This window comes from Pseudomonas sp. S2_C11, from assembly GCF_054668395.1.
Genome location: NZ_CP162765.1, coordinates 1,900,225 through 1,917,669, shown reverse-complemented (window position 1 = coordinate 1,917,669; position 17,445 = coordinate 1,900,225). Strand labels below are relative to the sequence as shown.

Genomic DNA, 17,445 nt, shown 5'->3' with positions numbered 1-17,445 from the left:
TGGGTCCCTTGATCAAGGGCACGTCGAGCATTTTTCCGTCCGGCCCGACAAAGAGTCGCTCTAAATGCTTTGGCATGGGTTGTGGTGCTCTGGCAGTTGGCATGTTGATCCCTCTGATACTGGGCTGAACTCGACCCATTTGACTTTCGCGGAATCTATCAACAAAAACTCCGCGCCAATAGATGCAGGTTGGCCATCATCCGTGAGCCAACGCGGATATTTCATGACGAACTGACCATTTGATGATTCCCGTGGCCACTCGACCGGCCAGCCAAATACGCGCCTTTCGTCGCTTAAATGCAGGGTTATAAAGCGCTCATGTTGGGCAAAGGCGCAGAACCATTCACTGGGGAAAGAAGATTGTTTCGTGACGTTTCGCTCACGTAACCAGCCGTGCAATTTGTCACTCGTAGCCAGGTAACAGGCAAACAATCCCAGCATCAGCGAAAACATAAATGCCCAGAGCGTTTGCGCCCGATCATCCCAGTTTCCTAATGAAAAACCCTTCGAGCCAATCCACAAACAGAGGTTGCCCACCGCCAACACCGCGCCCTGAATCACAAAAGTAAATATCAGCGCCTGCACGATCTGGCCGAACGTATCCGGTCGCTTGAATGCCGTAAGTGAATAGAAGATCCAGGTCGATAGAAACCCGGGGATGAGGTACTGCAACAGCGGAATGATGTCCTTGACCAGATCATCCATGATCCGAGGCTCCTTTTAGTCATGCCGAACCCGTCACGGGCCGACATTCAAAGCCTAGTCAAGGATCCTGCTGCGCCTCGGGGGCAACTGTCACAGCTCATTGCGAGCGTTTGGCTGGAGTCTCCATCCGATGAAAAAAGGCAGACACCGAACTTCAGTGTCTGCCTTTTTTGAGATCCGGGCGCCCGGTTACAGGCAATCACGCACCGATTGGCGAAGCGACCCGGACTTGGCCCACGGCGGCCCCTGATAGAGGGACACTTTGCTGCCGTCCTTGTATTTGACGATATCGAGAATCTCATCCGCCGTGATAATGCTCGGCGCGGTAATCCGGTAGCCGTTGGAAATCGACGTCTGCGAAGTCTTGGCCACGTCTTTCTGCCACAACGGTAACAAACACGCAGCATATTCCTTGGGTGGCTTGTCACTGGTCTTGCTGAGGTTTGGCTCGCCCGGCACCAGCGACGCCGGTAACGAGCACCCCGTCAACAGAGCAAGTGCCAGACTGCCGATCCATACGCGCATGTTGTTTACCTGTGCGGAAAAAAGCTGAATGTACCGTTTAACCGCTTGCACATCCATCGTGGCAACCCGCCGTTACCGGCGTTTGGACAATTTTTCACATCGGTTCAGCCGGGCGTCAGATGACTTGGCCGCATCCGGGGAAATGCGACTACTCTTTTCTTCCGAGAACGTTCAGGAGGTGATCATGCGGCTCAATGAATACGAACACGAACTTCAACGGGATTTGCAAAGCGTGGCGTCAGACCTGAGATGGTCGGCGGTCGACCTCAAACGCATTGCCGAACAATTGCGCAAATCAGGTAACGAAGCAGACGCCCAGACCGTGCTGCGCTCCTGCGAAATCCTGCAAAGCGACGAAGAGAGATTGCAGATCTATGCCAAGGAGGTGAAAGCCCGGACCATCAGCCGAATCAAGGTGCACTGACAAGCGTTCCAAAGCCACAAATAAGAAGCCCCGGTCGAAACCGGGGCTCTTTCGTTATAACGCATCAATTGACATTCTGGCTTTGCACCCGCTTGGAGCGTTGCTTGTAACCAGGAAGCGCCGCCGCATAGGCCATCGCCTCCTCTCTGCTGGTGAATGACGCCAACCGGTCGCCCTGAGTGCATACCCGCCATGGGCCGTTACCCACGCTTAGCACGTCATAACCGTTCATGTGCAGCTTGTTCAGCATTGGAATGCTCATGAGCACCTCACTTTTGCCAACGGTGTGTTCGGTGTACGGGCTTACCTTACACCCGCTCCCCGCTGCGGTGTGAACCGGATTCACCCTGGCACATGTCAATTCACTGGCACTTTTTGCTATGCAAATGGCTCCGAATCAAGAAGGAACCTTTAAAACCGCCTGCGGCTCGAATATTGCAGTTTGATTACAGATTTATGACACACATCAACAGGGCAATCATGAAAGTACGCGCCACCGTCATTTGCGAACAGGATCGGCATATCCTCCTGGTCCGCAAATCCCGCCATCACTGGTCATTGCCCGGCGGCAAGGTCGAACCCGGGGAAACCCGTGCGGCGGCAGCTGTGCGCGAGTTGCAGGAGGAAACCGGGCTCAATGCTGAGGACGTCCTGTACCTGATGGACTTTCAGGCGGGAAGTACGCGACATCATGTGTATGAGGCTTCGGTGGTCAACCTCGACGACGTGCGCCCGCAGAATGAAATCGTCGATTGCATCTGGTATCCGCTCGATGCCCTGCACAATCTTGAAACCAACGACGCGACACGGCGCATCGTGCAGGCCTTTCAACGGCGTTTATAACGATCAGCCGGCGAACGCCCGGCGACCGGCGCTGATTTCCGTGCGCAACTCACCGATGAAATTGGAAATATCGCGAATCGTCACCAGATGTTCGGGAGAAACGCCGTCGAGCAACAACTCGACACGCCCACTGCCCGGCTCATACACCTTGATCCGCAACAGACCTTGTCCGGTCGGTGTGCAATCACACTTGAACGTGGGGAAGCCTGACTCGACGATCCGGCAAATATCGGCAATGGCAAGCATGGGCGGGCGCCTCGCAGGCGGAGAATCGATCCATCGATCATAGACCCACGGTCTGTTAATTGCCCGCTCGGGAATGCCAAGCCGATCACAACTCACTCACGTCATTCAATGCGCATCATGATCCCAGATCCAGTTCCACATACCGGGCAGATTCACCGGCTCAGCGCTTTGCTGAACCGTACGCGCCAACGCGGCTTTTTCCATTGCGGCCTGATTGTCGTAGAACGGCTTGTCCGCCAGTCTGACCCCGGTCGCCGCCGCGCTATCGAGCAGAATCTGCAGATATTCGCGAGTGTGGCGCGCGGTGTAGCGATTGAGATCATGGAACGTCACCACGACCGGAATCACGCCATCCACGGTCGGCAATTGACCCACCGCGATGCGCTCGCGCACTTCCGATAACTGCCGCAGCATGTTCGCCCGACGCCGAGGGCTGGCGTTGAAGCCCCAGATCTTGCCGTCGTTGGCACTCAGGTCCGTGAGCAAGACGTGCAAGCCGTGTTTTTGATAGGCCGCAAATGTGCGTTTGTCGTAATTCCAGAACGGTGGGCGCAACAGCCTGGGCGGCGCCCCGGTGATAGCGGCAATGTCAGCACTGCCATCGGTCAGCGACTGCTCCAGTTCTTGTGGATCAAGCGAGCGGTGGTTGGTGTGCCAGTGAGTCGCTGTGTGAAAGGCGAGGATATGTCCCTCGGCGTGCTCACGACGCATCAGGCTGCGACCGATCTCGCTGTCGCCTGCCCTGGGTGCTCGGGTCTGCGCGAAAAACACGGCTTTGATGTTTGGCTGCAGCGGATTGCTTTTGAGGCTGTCGAGCACCGTCGCCGTGGGATTCCACCATCCTGAAGCGCTGGGGCCATCGTCAAACGTCAGCAGAAAACGTACGGGGGCCTGAGCCTTCAGGCGCGTTTCGGTTTGCGTGGTCATTTCAATCGGCGCGGCGATGCAACCGGCCAGACCGAGCGCGATGAGCGCAACACAAAGAAGTTTGCATCCGGATGTCATGTCTTGCCCCGAGGCCGCGGCCGTGGTGTTGTCGAATGGCAAACCTCCCTCGCCTTTGTCCATCCCTGCGCGGCTATCCGCGAGCGCAGGTTGGATAAGGTACACAGGGTTTGGTTCCGGTGCTGGTTTCAGTGCGTCATCGGCCAGGCACATCGGCATGTCCGACTAGACTCAAATTTCCTCAAGGAGATTTCAGCCATGTGCGGAAGACTCACGCAGTACCGTGGGATTCACGATTTCGTCGCGGTGCTCAGCATCCCCGATGCGTTGATCAATCACGTTGGCGATGCGCCGCTCAATCGCTACAACGCAGCGCCCACCACTGCGCTGGCGGTTCTGCACCAGCACGAACAGGCCATTCATGCCGACAATCTGCGCTGGGGCTGGCGGCCGCATTGGGCCAAGGATCGTGCCGCGCCCATCAACGCACGGGTGGAAAAAGTCGCCCACGGCGCGTTCTTCCGGGCGATCTGGCGGCAGCGGCTGATTGTGCCGGTCGACAACTGGTTTGAGTGGGTTGATACCGGGGAAAAATCCCGCCAGCCCTGGTTGATTCGTCGGGCGGATCAGGCTCCGGTTTTCTGTGCTGGTATCGGCCAGTTTCCGGCACCGGGGGTTGCGCCGAGGGAGGACGACGGGTTCGTCATCATCACCGCTGACAGCCTGGGCGGCCTCCTCGATATTCACGATCGCCGCCCGGTGGTCTTCGATTCGACGCGGGCTCGGGAATGGCTTGATCCGGCTACGCCACTGGAGCGCGCCGAGCAGATGCTGCTGTTTGAAGGCGAGCCCAGTGATGCCTTCGAATGGTACAAAGTCGGCAAAGCGGTCGGTAATACGCGTAATCAAGGTGAGCAATTGATAGAACGAGTCGACTAAATAATTACTTCACTGCTGCGTTAATCAAGCGAGCCCGTCACTGAATCCCGCGCGTTACAATAAGTGTTTCAACCGCGATACAACCCCCATAAAACAGCCGTTTGAGCGAATCAACCGCCTGTCAGACATTTCGACAGTCATACATACATTTCCCCGCGCTGCGGATAGCATGCGCGCCGCCTTTCCGATTGGTATACCAGTTGACCAAAGAGTCAAAGAAATCAGGAATCCATCAACAACTTTCAAGCCTTGCAGAGAAATAAGTGAGCGACGATTTTGCAATCAAACAGGTCAGCGGCCTGAAGTGTGTCCATCTGTCCAAGACAGAACGCCTGGAACTCGACTGTTTTATCGGCCATTACATCAAGACCCGAAACCTGCACAGCGTGCCCGATATCGAACGCACCCTGCGCAGCACCCTCGAGGGATATCCCGGCCATCCGCCGGTGATGGTCAATGAGCTCAATGCGTGGATCGATCGAACGTTGGGGTATCGAGCGACCTACCCGGATTTCACGCAGCTGGAAGACTTCTGAAACGCGAAGAGCCCCGCTGATGCGGGGCTCTTCGTATGCGCTGTTCAAGGTTTCAGAGGACGCTCCTGATCGCGGTCCGACAGCTCGCGGCTGTCATCATGCTTCCAGGTTTTTTCCTGCCTCTTCTGCTGCTCGATTTCTTCTTCCGTTGGCTCATCATCTTCCGCGCGCGTTTGCTCAGTTGCCATGTGCACCTCACCTCAGAACAGTTGATGATCGTTAAAGGGTAGAACACTTTTGCGCGCCCAGATTCACCAACGCATTGTGTCCCGCGCGGCGTACCATAGCGCCATCTCCCCTTACGTCAGGAAGACGCCATGCTGTACCGAATCGCCGCCGACGGGCTGGTGCTGTTTCACTTGTGTTTCATCTTGTTCGTACTGTTCGGCGGGCTGCTGGTGCTGCGCTGGCCACGGTTGATGTGGCTGCACCTGCCGGCGGCTGCCTGGGGCGTAGCGGTCGAGGTGTTGCACCTGACTTGTCCGTTGACCTACTGGGAAAACCTCATGCGCCACGCGGCCGGGCAGACCGAATACGCCGGCGGTTTCATTGAGCATTACATCTGGCCGATCATCTACCCGGCCGGTCTGACGCCGCAGATTCAACTGGCACTTGGCAGCGTGGTGCTGGCGGTCAACCTGTTGGTGTACGCACGACTGCTGCGTTCGTGGAAACTGCGCCGCGCCCGGCGCATTCCGTTTTAACGCGAGGCCGGTTTCAACGTTTCCAGCCACTGCGGATCGAAGCGTGGCTGGTCAGGATCAAGGCCCAGCGCCTGCATCCGCGCCTTGTGCTGTGCGACTTCGTCACGCAGTTGTCCATGATCGCTGGAGTTGCCGTCCAGCTCATGCATCTGCAGCAGTCCCAAGTGGTAGAAACGCAACACCTTCATCGCCGTCGGATCGTTGTTCTGCGCCGCCGCTGTTACCTGATGCATCACATTGGTGATGCTCATCAGATTGCGCTTGAGGCGCCAGCTGTACACCGCCGGGGCCATCCAGGTCTGATGCCAGAAACGTCCGCGCAACAGCGCCGCCGTCAGCAGAAACGCCACAAATACCCCGCCCACGTTGAATCGCAGATTATCCCCATCGGGCTCGCCAAATACCGCCACCGCGACAGACGAAAACAGCATGGCCAGCAGCAGAAACAGCACGGCGATGATGATCGTGCTGCGGCGGGTCTGCTGACGAAAGGTAGCGGGGTCCATCGGCTGAATCTCGAACATCGAAAATGACTTCCTTGAGTGACAAAACGCGCAACGGAAAAAACTCGCCGGCGCATTATCGCATCGCACCGGGTTTTAGCTATGCTGGGGCTCCTTTTCATCTTTTCAAAGTCCAACGGGACATGGCGGTATAGCGCAGATCGTGCCATCTTCATTCATGGATACACACTATTCGGATGCCATCCGCTGCGTTGTGGATGACATCGTTTTAAGGATCACTGCATGACCCAACGACACGTAATCAATGCCTCGGTCAGCCCGAAAGGCAGTCTGGAAACCCTTTCTCAACGTGAAGTCCAGCAACTGAGCGAAGCCGGATCCGGCAGCACTTATACCCTCTTCCGCCAGTGCGCCCTGGCCATCCTCAACACCGGTGCGCATGTCGACAATGCCAAGACCATCCTCGAAGCCTACAAAGACTTCGAAATCCGTATTCACCAGCAGGATCGTGGCGTACGCCTGGAGCTGCTGAACGCTCCGGCCGACGCGTTCGTCGACGGCGAGATGATCGCCAGCACCCGCGAAATGCTCTTCAGCGCCCTGCGCGACATCGTCTACACCGAGAACGAACTCGACAGCCAGCGCATCGACCTGAGCAATTCCCAAGGCATCAGCGACTACGTGTTCCACCTGCTGCGCAACGCGCGCACCCTGCGCCCGGGCGTCGAGCCGAAGATCGTGGTGTGCTGGGGCGGCCACTCGATCAATACCGAAGAATACAAATACACCAAGAAAGTCGGCCACGAACTGGGCCTGCGCAGCCTCGACATCTGCACTGGTTGCGGCCCTGGCGTGATGAAAGGCCCGATGAAGGGCGCGACCATTGCCCATGCCAAACAACGCATTCACGGCGGTCGCTACCTCGGCCTGACCGAGCCAGGCATCATCGCCGCCGAAGCGCCGAACCCGATCGTCAATGAGCTGGTGATCCTGCCGGACATCGAAAAACGTCTGGAAGCCTTCGTCCGTGTTGGCCACGGCATCATCATTTTCCCGGGCGGCGCCGGTACGGCCGAAGAGTTCCTGTACCTGCTCGGCATCCTGATGCACCCGGACAATGAAGGTCTGCCGTTCCCGGTGATCCTCACCGGGCCGAAGCATGCCGCGCCGTATCTGGAACAGCTGGATGCGTTTGTCATCGCGACCCTCGGCGAAGAAGCCAAACAGCATTACGAGATCATCATCGATGATCCGGCCGAAGTAGCGCGGCAGATGACTCAAGGCCTGAAAGCGGTGAAGCAGTTCCGCCGCGAGCGTAACGATGCGTTTCATTTCAACTGGCTGTTGAAGATCGATGAGGGCTTCCAGCGTCCGTTCGATCCGACCCACGAAAACATGGCCAACCTGAAACTGCACCGCGACCAGCCACCGCATGAACTGGCGGCCAATCTGCGTCGGGCGTTTTCCGGGATCGTCGCCGGTAACGTCAAGGACAAGGGCATTCGTCTGATCGAAGAGCACGGGCCGTATCAGATCCGTGGCGATGCGGCGATCATGCAGCCGCTTGATGCACTGCTCAAAGCCTTCGTCGCCCAGCACCGGATGAAACTTCCGGGTGGCGCGGCGTATGTGCCTTGCTACCGGGTCGTCGCATAATCTCAAGCCGTCACAAAAGCCCAATGTGGGAGCTGGCTTGCCAGCGATAGCGGTCTTTCATTCAACAGAGACGTTGAATCAGATGACGCTTTCGCGAGCAAGCTCGCTCCCACAGGATTTATGGTGTGCCGCAAATTGTAGTCACAACCTGAATCCCATTGTGGGAGCGAGCCTGCTCGCGAAGAGGCCCAAGAAAAACACATCAGTCTCTCAGCCTATCCACCAACCGCCGAGCCAACGCTTTGGCCTGTGCAGCGACGTCCGTCACTGCCGTACTCTCCCACCACATCCCGCGCAACGGCGGGCCCATGGCAAACAGCTGACTACTCACCCGCCCTTCGGCATCCACCACTGCGCCATCCTTTGCCGAGATCCCCAGCGCCAACGGCCCCGGCCGCACCAGCCCCCGCGCCAGCAACTGCTGCGGCAACGGTCGTGCGACTCGCCGCCAGTCGTATTCAATACCGCTGGAGTTGATCAGCGCCGCACCACTTACAGTAGATGTTTCAGCCTCACCCCGAGGACGGATGCGAATGGTCACAGCATCGCCAGCGCCGGGCTCAATGCCCTTGAATGACGCGGCGTGAATGCGCAAGCGTCCTTCCTTGTGCAGCCGTTCGATCAACTCGGCACTCAGTGGCGGCGAACGATGGTGGTGACTCTCCCACCATGGCCGTACTTGCCGTACGAATTGTCGACGCTGCACGTCAGTCGCCTGACTCCACAACCGCGCGATATGCGCGCGAACCGTATCCAGCGGCGCCTGCCAGTCGATGCCTTGGGCGATTGCGTCGCGACAATGTCGGCGCAATTCGCGCACCAACTGGCGTGGCGTGCGGATGCTGTGATCTGCTGCCAGAAAATCCACCCAGGCCGGCGGTTGACGGCGCACGTGCGGCAGCAGGCCATGCCGGGAGAATACCTCGATCGGCCCACGGTGCCCGGCCTGCTCCAGCGACACCACGGCATCGACCATGGTCAGACCGGAGCCGATGATCACCACGGTGGACTGCGGGTCGAGTTCGCGCATGGCCGCCACATCCCAGGGATCAAGCGCTGCGGCGTTAAGGCCACTGGATTGCGTCTGCGGCGTGCGAGCGGCGGGAAACATGCCGGTGGCCAGCACCGCCTGCGATCCACGCAAAATCCGGCCATCGCTCAAGGTGAGCTGCATTGAGCCGGAATCGCTTTGCAGGTCGACGGCTTCAGCACAAATATGTTCAACGGTCGAACCTTGCAGCGCGCCCACCGCCCGGGCCTCAGCCAGACGCTGCTGCACATAGACCCCGAACAGGCCGCGCGGCGGAAACAGCTCACTGACCGGCACGTCCTGCTCGGCAGATTCCGGCCAGCCGCCGCCGGCAATATGCGCGGTCAGCCACTGCGTCAGATCATCAGGATTATCCGGATCGACGCTCATCCGCGCCGCGTTGCCGTTCAGCGTATGCCCCAACTCGACTGCGCTGTAAGCCTCGCCCCGGCCCAGTTCAGCGCGAGGCTCGATGATGAGAATCTTTCGTTGCCCCGGCAGGCGCAGCAACTGCACCGCCAGCATCGTGCCGCTGAGGCCGCCGCCGATGATCAGAGTTTCCGCAGGCTGCTCCATTCAGATCACCACATTACGCACGAACCGCGCAGTCACATCGCCATCGTTGCGGTAGGCATGCGGTTGATTGCTGGCGAACATGAAAAACTCTCCTTTGTTGATGTACTGCGGCTGATCGCCGAGCATCAGCGTCAGGCAACCCTCAAATACGTAGATCTGCTCGCTCCAGCCATCGGCGTCCGGTTGCGACGGATAAACCTCGCCCGGTTGCAGGCACCACTCCCATTGCTCGACTTCGCGGCTCGCGGTGGCTTTGGACAGTAGCACGGCTCTGCTGCCGGGAATCGTGCCCGCCCAGGCAACCTCATTGATCCGGCTCGGGTCGCGCGCATCGTGCGCCTGGATCAGATCACTGAACGCAACGTCGAGCGCTTCGGCGACGCGATCAAGCGTGGTCAGGCTGACATTCTTTTCGCCTGCCTCGATCGCCACCAGCATCCGTCGGCTGACCCCGGACTTTTCCGCCAACGCGGTCTGGCTCATATCCGCCGCATGCCGCAGGCGTCGAACGTTCTGGCTGACGTGTTGCAGGACGGAGGCTCGCTGAGTCGAATCTTTGTGCACTATATTGCTCACTCGGTGGAGTTGGGCAGTATACTGCGCAACGTTGGCGGCATTGTGCGGCCTCCCTTTTAATGTGCGCAAGGTCATGATGCCGCCAAACAATTCTGCGTCCCGAATCCGCTTTTCCCGCTTCAGCAAAGCCGAGTGCGTGCTGGTGCTGATCACCATGATCTGGGGCGGCACGTTTCTGATTGTGCAACATGCCATGACGGTCAGTGGCCCGATGTTTTTTGTCGGCCTGCGCTTTGCCGCCGCGGCGGCGATCGTGGCGATGTTCTCCTGGCGTCATCTGCGCGAACTAACCTTGTTCGAAGTCAAGGCAGGGTCGTTCATCGGTGTAGCGATCATGCTCGGTTACGGCCTGCAGACGGTCGGATTGCAAAGTATTCCGAGCAGTCAGTCGGCGTTCATTACCGCGCTGTATGTGCCGTTTGTGCCGCTGCTGCAATGGCTGGTACTTGGCCGTCGCCCAGGATTGATGCCGAGCATCGGTATCATGTTGGCGTTTACCGGGTTGATGCTGTTGTCGGGTCCTTCGGGGGCGGCGTTGAATTTCAGTCCGGGAGAAATTTCGACCTTGATCAGCGCCGTTGCGATTGCGGCCGAGATTATCTTGATCAGCACATTCGCCGGACAGGTTGATGTGCGGCGGGTGACGGTGGTGCAACTGGCGGTGACGGCGGTGTTGTCGTTCTTGCTGGTGGTCCCGACCGGTGAAGTGATTCCGGAATTTTCCTGGTTGTTGCTGGTGACCGCTTTGGGTCTGGGCGCAGCAAGTGCGGCGATTCAGGTGGCGATGAACTGGGCGCAGAAGAGTGTTTCGCCGACTCGGGCGACGTTGATCTATGCCGGTGAACCGGTGTGGGCCGGGATTGTCGGACGGATTGCCGGAGAGCGCTTGCCGGCGATTGCACTGGTGGGCGCCGGGCTGATTGTGGCGGCGGTGATTGTCAGTGAGTTGAAGACCAAGGGAAGGTCCACCGAGGCAGAAGCTGAGCTGGAGCGGGAAACGCAGGCGTGACCCGCAATCTTTTCTGGCTGCTCGCGAAAGCGCCGCACCATTGTTGCCCCTGAAACAACGCCAAACACAAAATTCCGGACTACTTTGTAGGATTCTGAGACATCCTCGCGTTTGGTGATCAGGGAGCTGGCACGTATGATGCTTCACAAACTTCCGCAGATTAGAAGCCTATGTCCCTGATAGTTCTACTGCTTCTGCCGTTCATCGGCAGCTGTCTGGCAGCGGTGCTGCCGCACAATGCGCGCAATGCCGAATCGCTGCTGGCGGGTCTGGTCGCTTTGATCGGCACCGTTCAGGTCGCGATGCTGTACCCGCAAATCGCCCACGGTGGCGTGATCCGCGAAGAATTCATGTGGTTGCCCAGCCTCGGGCTGAACTTCATTTTGCGCATGGACGGCTTCGCCTGGCTGTTCTCGATGCTGGTGCTGGGCATCGGCACACTTGTTTCTTTATATGCCCGTTATTACATGTCGCCGGACGATCCGGTGCCGCGTTTTTTCGCGTTTTTTCTCGCGTTCATGGGCGCCATGCTTGGCCTGGTAATCTCCGGCAACCTGATTCAGATCGTGTTCTTCTGGGAATTGACCAGCCTCTTCTCGTTCCTGCTGATCGGCTACTGGCACCACCGCGCCGATGCGCGGCGCGGGGCTTATATGGCGCTGATGGTCACCGGTGCCGGCGGGTTATGTCTGCTGGCGGGGGTCATGATTCTCGGCCATGTCGTCGGCAGCTATGACCTGGACAAGGTCCTGGCCGCCGGCGATCTGATTCGCGCACATGCCCTCTACCCTGTTCTTTTGCCACTCATCCTGATCGGCGCGCTGAGCAAAAGCGCGCAATTCCCGTTTCACTTCTGGCTGCCCCACGCGATGGCGGCACCGACGCCCGTCTCGGCCTATCTGCACTCGGCGACCATGGTCAAGGCCGGGGTTTTCCTTTTGGCACGTCTGTGGCCGTCGCTGTCCGGCAGTGAGGAATGGTTCTACATCGTCAGCGGAGCGGGCGCCTGTACACTGTTGCTTGGCGCGTACTGCGCGATGTTCCAGAACGATCTCAAAGGTTTGCTGGCCTATTCGACCATCAGCCATCTCGGTCTGATCACCTTGCTCCTGGGCCTCAATAGTTCACTGGCCGCAGTGGCAGCAGTTTTTCACATTCTCAACCACGCGACGTTCAAAGCTTCGCTGTTCATGGCCGCCGGCATCATCGACCACGAAAGCGGCACCCGTGATATCCGCAAGCTCAGCGGTCTGATCAAACTGATTCCCTATACGGCGACGCTGGCCATGGTCGCCAGTGCCTCAATGGCCGGCGTGCCGCTGCTCAACGGTTTCCTGTCGAAAGAAATGTTCTTCGCCGAAACCGTGTTCATCAACGCCACCGCGTGGGTCGAGACCAGTCTGCCAATCGTCGCGACCATCGCCGGCATGTTCAGCGTCGCCTACTCCCTGCGATTCACCGTCGACGTGTTCTTCGGCCCCACCGCCACTGACCTGCCACACACGCCGCACGAGCCGCCGCGCTGGATGCGCGCCCCGGTCGAGTTGCTGGTCTTCACCTGTCTGCTGGTGGGGATTTTCCCGGCGCAGATCGTCGGGCCATTACTCGCCGCTGCGGCACTGCCGGTGGTCGGTGGTGAGTTGCCGGAATACAGCCTGGCCATTTGGCACGGTTTGAACGCACCGATGATCATGAGCCTGATCGCCATGTCCGGCGGCATCATCCTCTATCTGCTGCTGCGCAAGCAGTTCAAGCTCGGCCATTTCAAGTATCCGCCGCTGGTCGGCCGCTTCAACGGCAAGCGTTTGTTCGAGCGCAGTCTGGTCGTGATGATGCGCATCGCCCGGCGCGTCGAGCGGCGCCTGGGTACCAAGCGCTTGCAGATGCAGCTGTTCCTGATGGTTTCGGCCGCCGTGCTCGCCGGTCTGATCCCGATGCTGCACAGCACGCTGACCTGGGGCGACCGGCCGAAAATACCTGGTTCCATCGTCTTCGTGACCCTGTGGCTGTTGGCGATCGCCTGTGCGCTCGGCGCCGCATGGCAGGCGAAATATCACCGTCTCGCTGCACTGACCATGGTCAGCGTCTGTGGCCTGATGACCTGCGTGACCTTCGTCTGGTTCTCCGCGCCTGATCTGGCGCTGACGCAACTGGCGGTCGAAGTGGTGACCACGGTGTTGATCCTGCTTGGTCTGCGCTGGTTGCCGAGACGCATCGAAGAAGTCTCACCACTGCCAGGCAGCCTGCGCAAGGCGCGTATCCGTCGTCTGCGCGACTTGCTGCTGTCGATTGCGGTCGGTGCGGGGATGGCGCTGTTGTCCTACGCCATGCTCACCCGGCAGACGCCGAACCATATTTCCTCTTTCTACCTCAGTCGCGCCCTGCCCGAGGGCGGCGGCAGCAACGTCGTCAACGTGATGCTGGTGGACTTCCGTGGCTTCGACACCCTCGGTGAAATCACCGTGCTGGTCGCCGTGGCGCTCACCGTGTTCGCCCTGCTGCGCCGCTTCCGCCCGCCGAAGGAAAGCCTGCAGTTGCCGGCGCAGCAACGCCTGCTCGCGCCCGACGTGGTCACCGATCTGGTCAACCCGCGTTCGGCCAGCGACACCGCGCTCGGCTTCATGATGGTGCCGGCGGTGCTAGTGCGCCTGCTGCTGCCTGTCGCGCTGGTGGTGTCGTTTTACCTGTTCATGCGCGGGCACAATCAGCCGGGCGGCGGTTTTGTCGCCGGGCTGGTGATGTCGGTGGCTTTTATCCTGCAATACATGGTTGCCGGCACGCAGTGGGTCGAGGCGCAAATGAGCCTGCGCCCATTGCGCTGGATGGGCACCGGTCTGCTGTTCGCCACCGCCACCGGCCTCGGTGCGATGCTGGTCGGCTATCCGTTCCTCACCACTCACACCTGGCACATCAGCGTGCCGGTGCTGGGCGACATCCATATCGCCAGTGCGCTGTTCTTCGACATTGGCGTGTACGCCGTGGTGGTCGGGTCGACGCTGCTGATTCTCACCGCCCTCGCCCACCAATCGGTGCGCGGCCACAAGACGGCCTCGCTGCCCAAGTCAGTCGCCAGCAAAGGAGCCGTCTGATGGAAGAAGTCATCGCAATCGCCATCGGCATTCTCGCCGCCTCCGGGGTCTGGCTGATCCTGCGCCCGCGTACCTTTCAGGTGGTCATGGGCCTGTGTCTGTTGTCGTATGCGGTCAACCTGTTCATTTTCAGCATGGGCAGCCTGTTCATCGGCAAGGAGCCGGTGATCAAGGACGGCGTGACCCAGGACTTGCTGCATTACACCGACCCGCTGCCCCAGGCGCTGGTGCTGACGGCGATCGTCATCAGCTTCGCCATGACCGCGCTGTTCCTCGTCGTATTGCTCGCCTCGCGCGGCTTGACCGGCACCGACCATGTCGACGGCCGGGAGCCTAAAGAATGATGGCGATGACTCACCTGATCGCTGCACCGATCCTGCTGCCGCTGCTGACCGCCGCAATCATGCTGATGCTCGGCGAGAAACACCGGCCGCTGAAGGCGAAAATCAACCTGTTCTCCAGCCTCCTCGGCTTGTTCATTTCAGTGATGCTACTGCAATGGACGCAGACCACCGGGGTGCCCGGCTCCATCGGTGTGTACCTGCCGGGCAACTGGCAGGCACCGTTCGGCATCGTCCTGGTGGTTGATCGCCTGTCGGCACTGATGCTGGTGCTGACCGGCGTTATCGGCGTCAGCGCGTTGCTGTTTGCCATGGCCCGCTGGGACGGCGCCGGCTCAAGCTTTCACGCTCTGTTCCAGATCCAGCTGATGGGCCTGTATGGCGCGTTCCTGACGGCTGATCTGTTCAACCTGTTCGTATTCTTCGAAGTGTTGCTCGCGGCATCCTATGGTTTGTTGCTCCACGGCTCGGGCCGGGCGCGGGTGTCGTCGGGGTTGCATTACATTTCGATCAACCTGTTGGCATCGTCACTGTTTTTGATCGGCGCTGCATTGATCTACGGGGTGACCGGCACGCTGAACATGGCTGATCTGGCGATGAAGATTCCGCTGGTGCCGGAAGCCGATCGTGGTTTGCTGCATGCTGGCGCGGGGATTCTTGCGGTAGCGTTTCTGGCCAAGGCTGGCATGTGGCCGCTGAACTTCTGGCTGGTGCCGGCTTATTCATCCGCCAGCGCGCCGGTGGCGGCAATGTTCGCGATCATGACCAAGGTCGGCGTCTACACCCTGCTGCGCTTGTGGACCCTGTTGTTTTCCGGTCAGGCCGGCGCCTCGGCATTCTTCGGCGGCGACTGGCTCATCTACGGCGGCATGGCGACCATGGCTTGCGCAGGGCTGGCGATTATCGCCGCGCAACGCCTGGAGCGCATGGCCAGCCTGAGCATTCTGGTGTCGGCGGGGATCCTGCTCTCGGCGATCGGCTTCGCCCAGCCGAACCTGATCGGCGCTGCGCTGTTCTATCTGGTCAGCTCGACCCTGGCGCTGAGCGCGCTGTTCCTCTTGGCCGAACTGATCGAGCGCTCGCGCTCGGCCAACGAAATTCCGCTGGAGGACGAAAGCGAACTGCTTCCGCGCCCGCAGGAATCGCTGCAACCGCCCAAGGGCATCAACCTCGACGACGAACAGAAAGCCGTGGTCGGTCAGGTCATCCCGTGGACCATGGCCTTTCTCGGTTTGAGCTTCATTGCCTGCGCGCTGTTGATTATCGGCATGCCACCGCTCTCCGGATTTATCGGCAAGCTCAGCCTGATCGGGGCATTGCTCAACCCGTCGGGACTTGGCACTGCGGCGCCGCTGCCGCCCGGCGCATGGGGATTGCTGGCCCTGTTGATCCTGACCGGTCTGGCCTCCCTCATGGCCTTCTCTCGCCTGGGTATCCAGCGCTTCTGGACGCCGGAGGAGCGCCCGTCACCACTGCTGCGCAAACTCGAATGCGCGCCGATTTTTCTGCTGCTCGGGCTGAGCATTGTCCTGACGTTCAAGGCTGAACCGCTGTTGCGCTACACCCAGGCTACGGCCGATGCGCTGAACAATCCGCAGCAATATGTGCTCGCAGTTCTCGGCACACGTGCGGTGCCGAGCCCGCAAGCCAGAGCCGACATGCTCGAGGTGCAGCCATGAATCGACTGTTTCCGGCGCCGTGGCTATCGCTGGCATTGTGGATCTTGTGGCTGACCCTGAACCTGTCCGTCAGCCCGGGCAACCTGCTGCTCGGTGCCGCGCTGGGTTTCGCCGCGCCGCTGATGATGCGCAAATTGCGGCCGAAACGTGCGCGCATTCGCAATCCGGTGGCCGTACTGCGCCTGTTTCTCCTGGTCGGTCGTGACGTGATCATGTCCAACCTGATCGTCGCCTGGGGCGTACTCAACGCCGGACGGCGCCCGCCCAACTCATGCTTTATCAAGGTGCCGCTCGATCTGCGTGATGCTCATGGTCTGGCGGCACTGGCGATGATCTGCACCGTGGTGCCCGGCACCGTATGGTCGGAACTGGCACTGGACCGCAGCGTTCTGTTGCTGCACGTCTGGGATCTGCACGACGAAGCGCAGTTCATCGAGCACTTCAAAAGCACTTACGAGCGACCGTTGATGGAGATTTTCGAATGAGCCCATTGCTGTCGAATGCGATTCTGCTGACGTTGTTTCTGTACTGCGTGGCGATGACGCTGACGCTGGTGCGCTTGTTCAAAGGCCCGTCAGCGCAGGATCGGGTACTGGCGCTGGATTACCTGTATATCGTCGCCATGCTGATGATGCTGACCCTGGGCATTCGCTACGCCAGTGATACCTACTTTGAAGCGGCGCTGCTGATTGCGCTGTTCGGCTTCGTCGGCTCGTTTGCCCTGGCGAAATTCCTGCTGCGTGGCGAGGTGATCGAATGAATGCCGAATTGTCTTTGTGGGTCGAGATTCCGGTGGCGGTCCTGCTGGTGCTCAGCGGCGTGTTTACCCTGCTGGGCGCAACCGGATTGCTGCGCATGAAGGATTACTTCCAGCGTATGCATCCGCCAGCGCTGGCGTCGACAATCGGTGCCTGGTGTGTGGCACTGGCGTCGATCATCTGCTTTTCAGCGCTGAAGTCCGGGCCAGTGGTGCATGCCTGGCTGATTCCGGTTCTGTTGGCCATCACCGTGCCAGTGACCACCCTGCTGCTGGCGCGGGCGGCGTTGTTCCGCAAGCGGATGGCCGGGGATGATGTGCCGGCTGAGGTGAGCAGTCGTCAGACTGAAAGTGGTAACTGATGATCATGTGGCGCCTGTGATGGCGCCATCGCTACACCA

22 protein-coding genes are annotated in these 17,445 nt (G+C 59.6%); 13 read left to right on the top strand and 9 right to left on the bottom strand.

Annotation, left to right across the window (positions count from 1 at the left end; genetic code table 11):
• Positions 1-60: 60 nt before the first annotated feature.
• Positions 61-705 (bottom strand): DUF6338 family protein, encoded by a 645-nt coding sequence (locus AB4N48_RS08905; protein ID WP_150741030.1) that lies wholly within the window; start codon positions 703-705, stop codon positions 61-63.
• Positions 706-894: 189 nt separating this feature from the next.
• Positions 895-1,230: a hypothetical protein gene (locus tag AB4N48_RS08900; RefSeq protein ID WP_041480781.1), complete on the bottom strand. Its 336-nt coding sequence runs from the start codon at positions 1,228-1,230 to the stop codon at positions 895-897.
• A 184-nt stretch (positions 1,231-1,414) separates the two neighbouring features.
• Between AB4N48_RS08900 and AB4N48_RS08895 the strand changes: the two genes are divergently transcribed.
• On the top strand, positions 1,415-1,654 hold the full coding sequence (locus tag AB4N48_RS08895) for a hypothetical protein (protein WP_041480783.1): 240 nt from the start codon (positions 1,415-1,417) through the stop codon (positions 1,652-1,654).
• Between the two features lie 64 nt (positions 1,655-1,718).
• Here AB4N48_RS08895 and AB4N48_RS08890 read toward each other — a convergent pair whose 3' ends face one another.
• On the bottom strand, positions 1,719-1,916 hold the full coding sequence (locus AB4N48_RS08890) for a DUF2188 domain-containing protein (protein WP_252876471.1): 198 nt from the start codon (positions 1,914-1,916) through the stop codon (positions 1,719-1,721).
• A 218-nt stretch (positions 1,917-2,134) separates the two neighbouring features.
• Here AB4N48_RS08890 and AB4N48_RS08885 point away from each other — a divergent pair, with 218 nt between their 5' ends.
• Entirely contained in the window at positions 2,135-2,497 is a 363-nt protein-coding gene (locus AB4N48_RS08885) for an NUDIX hydrolase (RefSeq protein ID WP_252876472.1), read from the top strand.
• A 3-nt stretch (positions 2,498-2,500) separates the two neighbouring features.
• Here the strand turns inward: AB4N48_RS08885 and AB4N48_RS08880 are convergent, their stop codons facing one another.
• A complete protein-coding gene (locus tag AB4N48_RS08880) occupies positions 2,501-2,743 on the bottom strand; it encodes a DUF1652 domain-containing protein (RefSeq protein ID WP_016775073.1) in 243 nt (80 codons plus the stop codon).
• 105 nt (positions 2,744-2,848) lie between these two features.
• Entirely contained in the window at positions 2,849-3,748 is a 900-nt protein-coding gene (locus AB4N48_RS08875) for a polysaccharide deacetylase family protein (RefSeq protein WP_252876473.1), read from the bottom strand.
• Positions 3,749-3,946: 198 nt separating this feature from the next.
• On the opposite strand from AB4N48_RS08875, the gene AB4N48_RS08870 reads away from it, so the two are divergent.
• The gene (locus tag AB4N48_RS08870) at positions 3,947-4,627 is read left to right on the top strand and encodes an SOS response-associated peptidase (protein WP_252876474.1); all 681 of its coding nucleotides are present in this window, start codon (positions 3,947-3,949) and stop codon (positions 4,625-4,627) included.
• Between the two features lie 263 nt (positions 4,628-4,890).
• The gene (locus AB4N48_RS08865) at positions 4,891-5,163 is read left to right on the top strand and encodes a hypothetical protein (protein ID WP_041480791.1); all 273 of its coding nucleotides are present in this window, start codon (positions 4,891-4,893) and stop codon (positions 5,161-5,163) included.
• A 44-nt stretch (positions 5,164-5,207) separates the two neighbouring features.
• Here AB4N48_RS08865 and AB4N48_RS08860 read toward each other — a convergent pair whose 3' ends face one another.
• A complete protein-coding gene (locus AB4N48_RS08860; RefSeq protein WP_164488351.1) occupies positions 5,208-5,351 on the bottom strand; it encodes a hypothetical protein in 144 nt (47 codons plus the stop codon).
• Positions 5,352-5,480: 129 nt separating this feature from the next.
• On the opposite strand from AB4N48_RS08860, the gene AB4N48_RS08855 reads away from it, so the two are divergent.
• Positions 5,481-5,867: a DUF2784 domain-containing protein gene (locus AB4N48_RS08855; RefSeq protein ID WP_041480792.1), complete on the top strand. Its 387-nt coding sequence runs from the start codon at positions 5,481-5,483 to the stop codon at positions 5,865-5,867.
• On the opposite strand, the gene AB4N48_RS08850 is transcribed toward AB4N48_RS08855, so the two are convergent.
• Complete coding sequence (locus tag AB4N48_RS08850; protein ID WP_095180232.1) at positions 5,864-6,391, bottom strand: DUF3087 domain-containing protein; 528 nt, start codon at positions 6,389-6,391, stop codon at positions 5,864-5,866. The two genes, AB4N48_RS08855 and AB4N48_RS08850, sit on opposite strands and share 4 nt — an antisense overlap.
• 222 nt (positions 6,392-6,613) lie before the next feature.
• Between AB4N48_RS08850 and ppnN the strand changes: the two genes are divergently transcribed.
• Complete coding sequence (gene ppnN / locus AB4N48_RS08845) at positions 6,614-7,987, top strand: nucleotide 5'-monophosphate nucleosidase PpnN (protein WP_056789275.1); 1,374 nt, start codon at positions 6,614-6,616, stop codon at positions 7,985-7,987.
• Positions 7,988-8,189: 202 nt separating this feature from the next.
• Here ppnN and AB4N48_RS08840 read toward each other — a convergent pair whose 3' ends face one another.
• Positions 8,190-9,593, bottom strand: a complete 1,404-nt coding sequence (locus AB4N48_RS08840; RefSeq protein ID WP_460095171.1) for an FAD/NAD(P)-binding protein — start codon at positions 9,591-9,593, stop codon at positions 8,190-8,192.
• A complete protein-coding gene (locus AB4N48_RS08835; RefSeq protein WP_460095170.1) occupies positions 9,594-10,157 on the bottom strand; it encodes a helix-turn-helix domain-containing protein in 564 nt (187 codons plus the stop codon).
• An 85-nt stretch (positions 10,158-10,242) separates the two neighbouring features.
• Between AB4N48_RS08835 and AB4N48_RS08830 the strand changes: the two genes are divergently transcribed.
• The 7 genes from AB4N48_RS08830 (at position 10,243) to AB4N48_RS08800 (ending at position 17,406) form a co-directional block, all read left to right on the top strand.
• Entirely contained in the window at positions 10,243-11,178 is a 936-nt protein-coding gene (locus AB4N48_RS08830; RefSeq protein WP_460095169.1) for a DMT family transporter, read from the top strand.
• Between the two features lie 170 nt (positions 11,179-11,348).
• A complete protein-coding gene (locus tag AB4N48_RS08825) occupies positions 11,349-14,267 on the top strand; it encodes a monovalent cation/H+ antiporter subunit A (protein WP_150635048.1) in 2,919 nt (972 codons plus the stop codon).
• Positions 14,267-14,611 (top strand): Na+/H+ antiporter subunit C, encoded by a 345-nt coding sequence (locus AB4N48_RS08820; protein WP_016775082.1) that lies wholly within the window; start codon positions 14,267-14,269, stop codon positions 14,609-14,611. The genes AB4N48_RS08825 and AB4N48_RS08820 overlap by 1 nt, the downstream gene beginning before the upstream one ends.
• Positions 14,608-16,287 (top strand): monovalent cation/H+ antiporter subunit D, encoded by a 1,680-nt coding sequence (locus tag AB4N48_RS08815; RefSeq protein ID WP_095180236.1) that lies wholly within the window; start codon positions 14,608-14,610, stop codon positions 16,285-16,287. The genes AB4N48_RS08820 and AB4N48_RS08815 overlap by 4 nt, the downstream gene beginning before the upstream one ends.
• Positions 16,284-16,772: a Na+/H+ antiporter subunit E gene (locus AB4N48_RS08810; protein WP_056789263.1), complete on the top strand. Its 489-nt coding sequence runs from the start codon at positions 16,284-16,286 to the stop codon at positions 16,770-16,772. Before AB4N48_RS08815 ends, AB4N48_RS08810 begins: the two co-directional genes overlap by 4 nt.
• A complete protein-coding gene (locus AB4N48_RS08805) occupies positions 16,769-17,047 on the top strand; it encodes a K+/H+ antiporter subunit F (protein ID WP_041480807.1) in 279 nt (92 codons plus the stop codon). Before AB4N48_RS08810 ends, AB4N48_RS08805 begins: the two co-directional genes overlap by 4 nt.
• On the top strand, positions 17,044-17,406 hold the full coding sequence (locus AB4N48_RS08800) for a Na+/H+ antiporter subunit G (protein WP_041480808.1): 363 nt from the start codon (positions 17,044-17,046) through the stop codon (positions 17,404-17,406). Before AB4N48_RS08805 ends, AB4N48_RS08800 begins: the two co-directional genes overlap by 4 nt.
• Positions 17,407-17,445 lie beyond the last annotated feature (39 nt).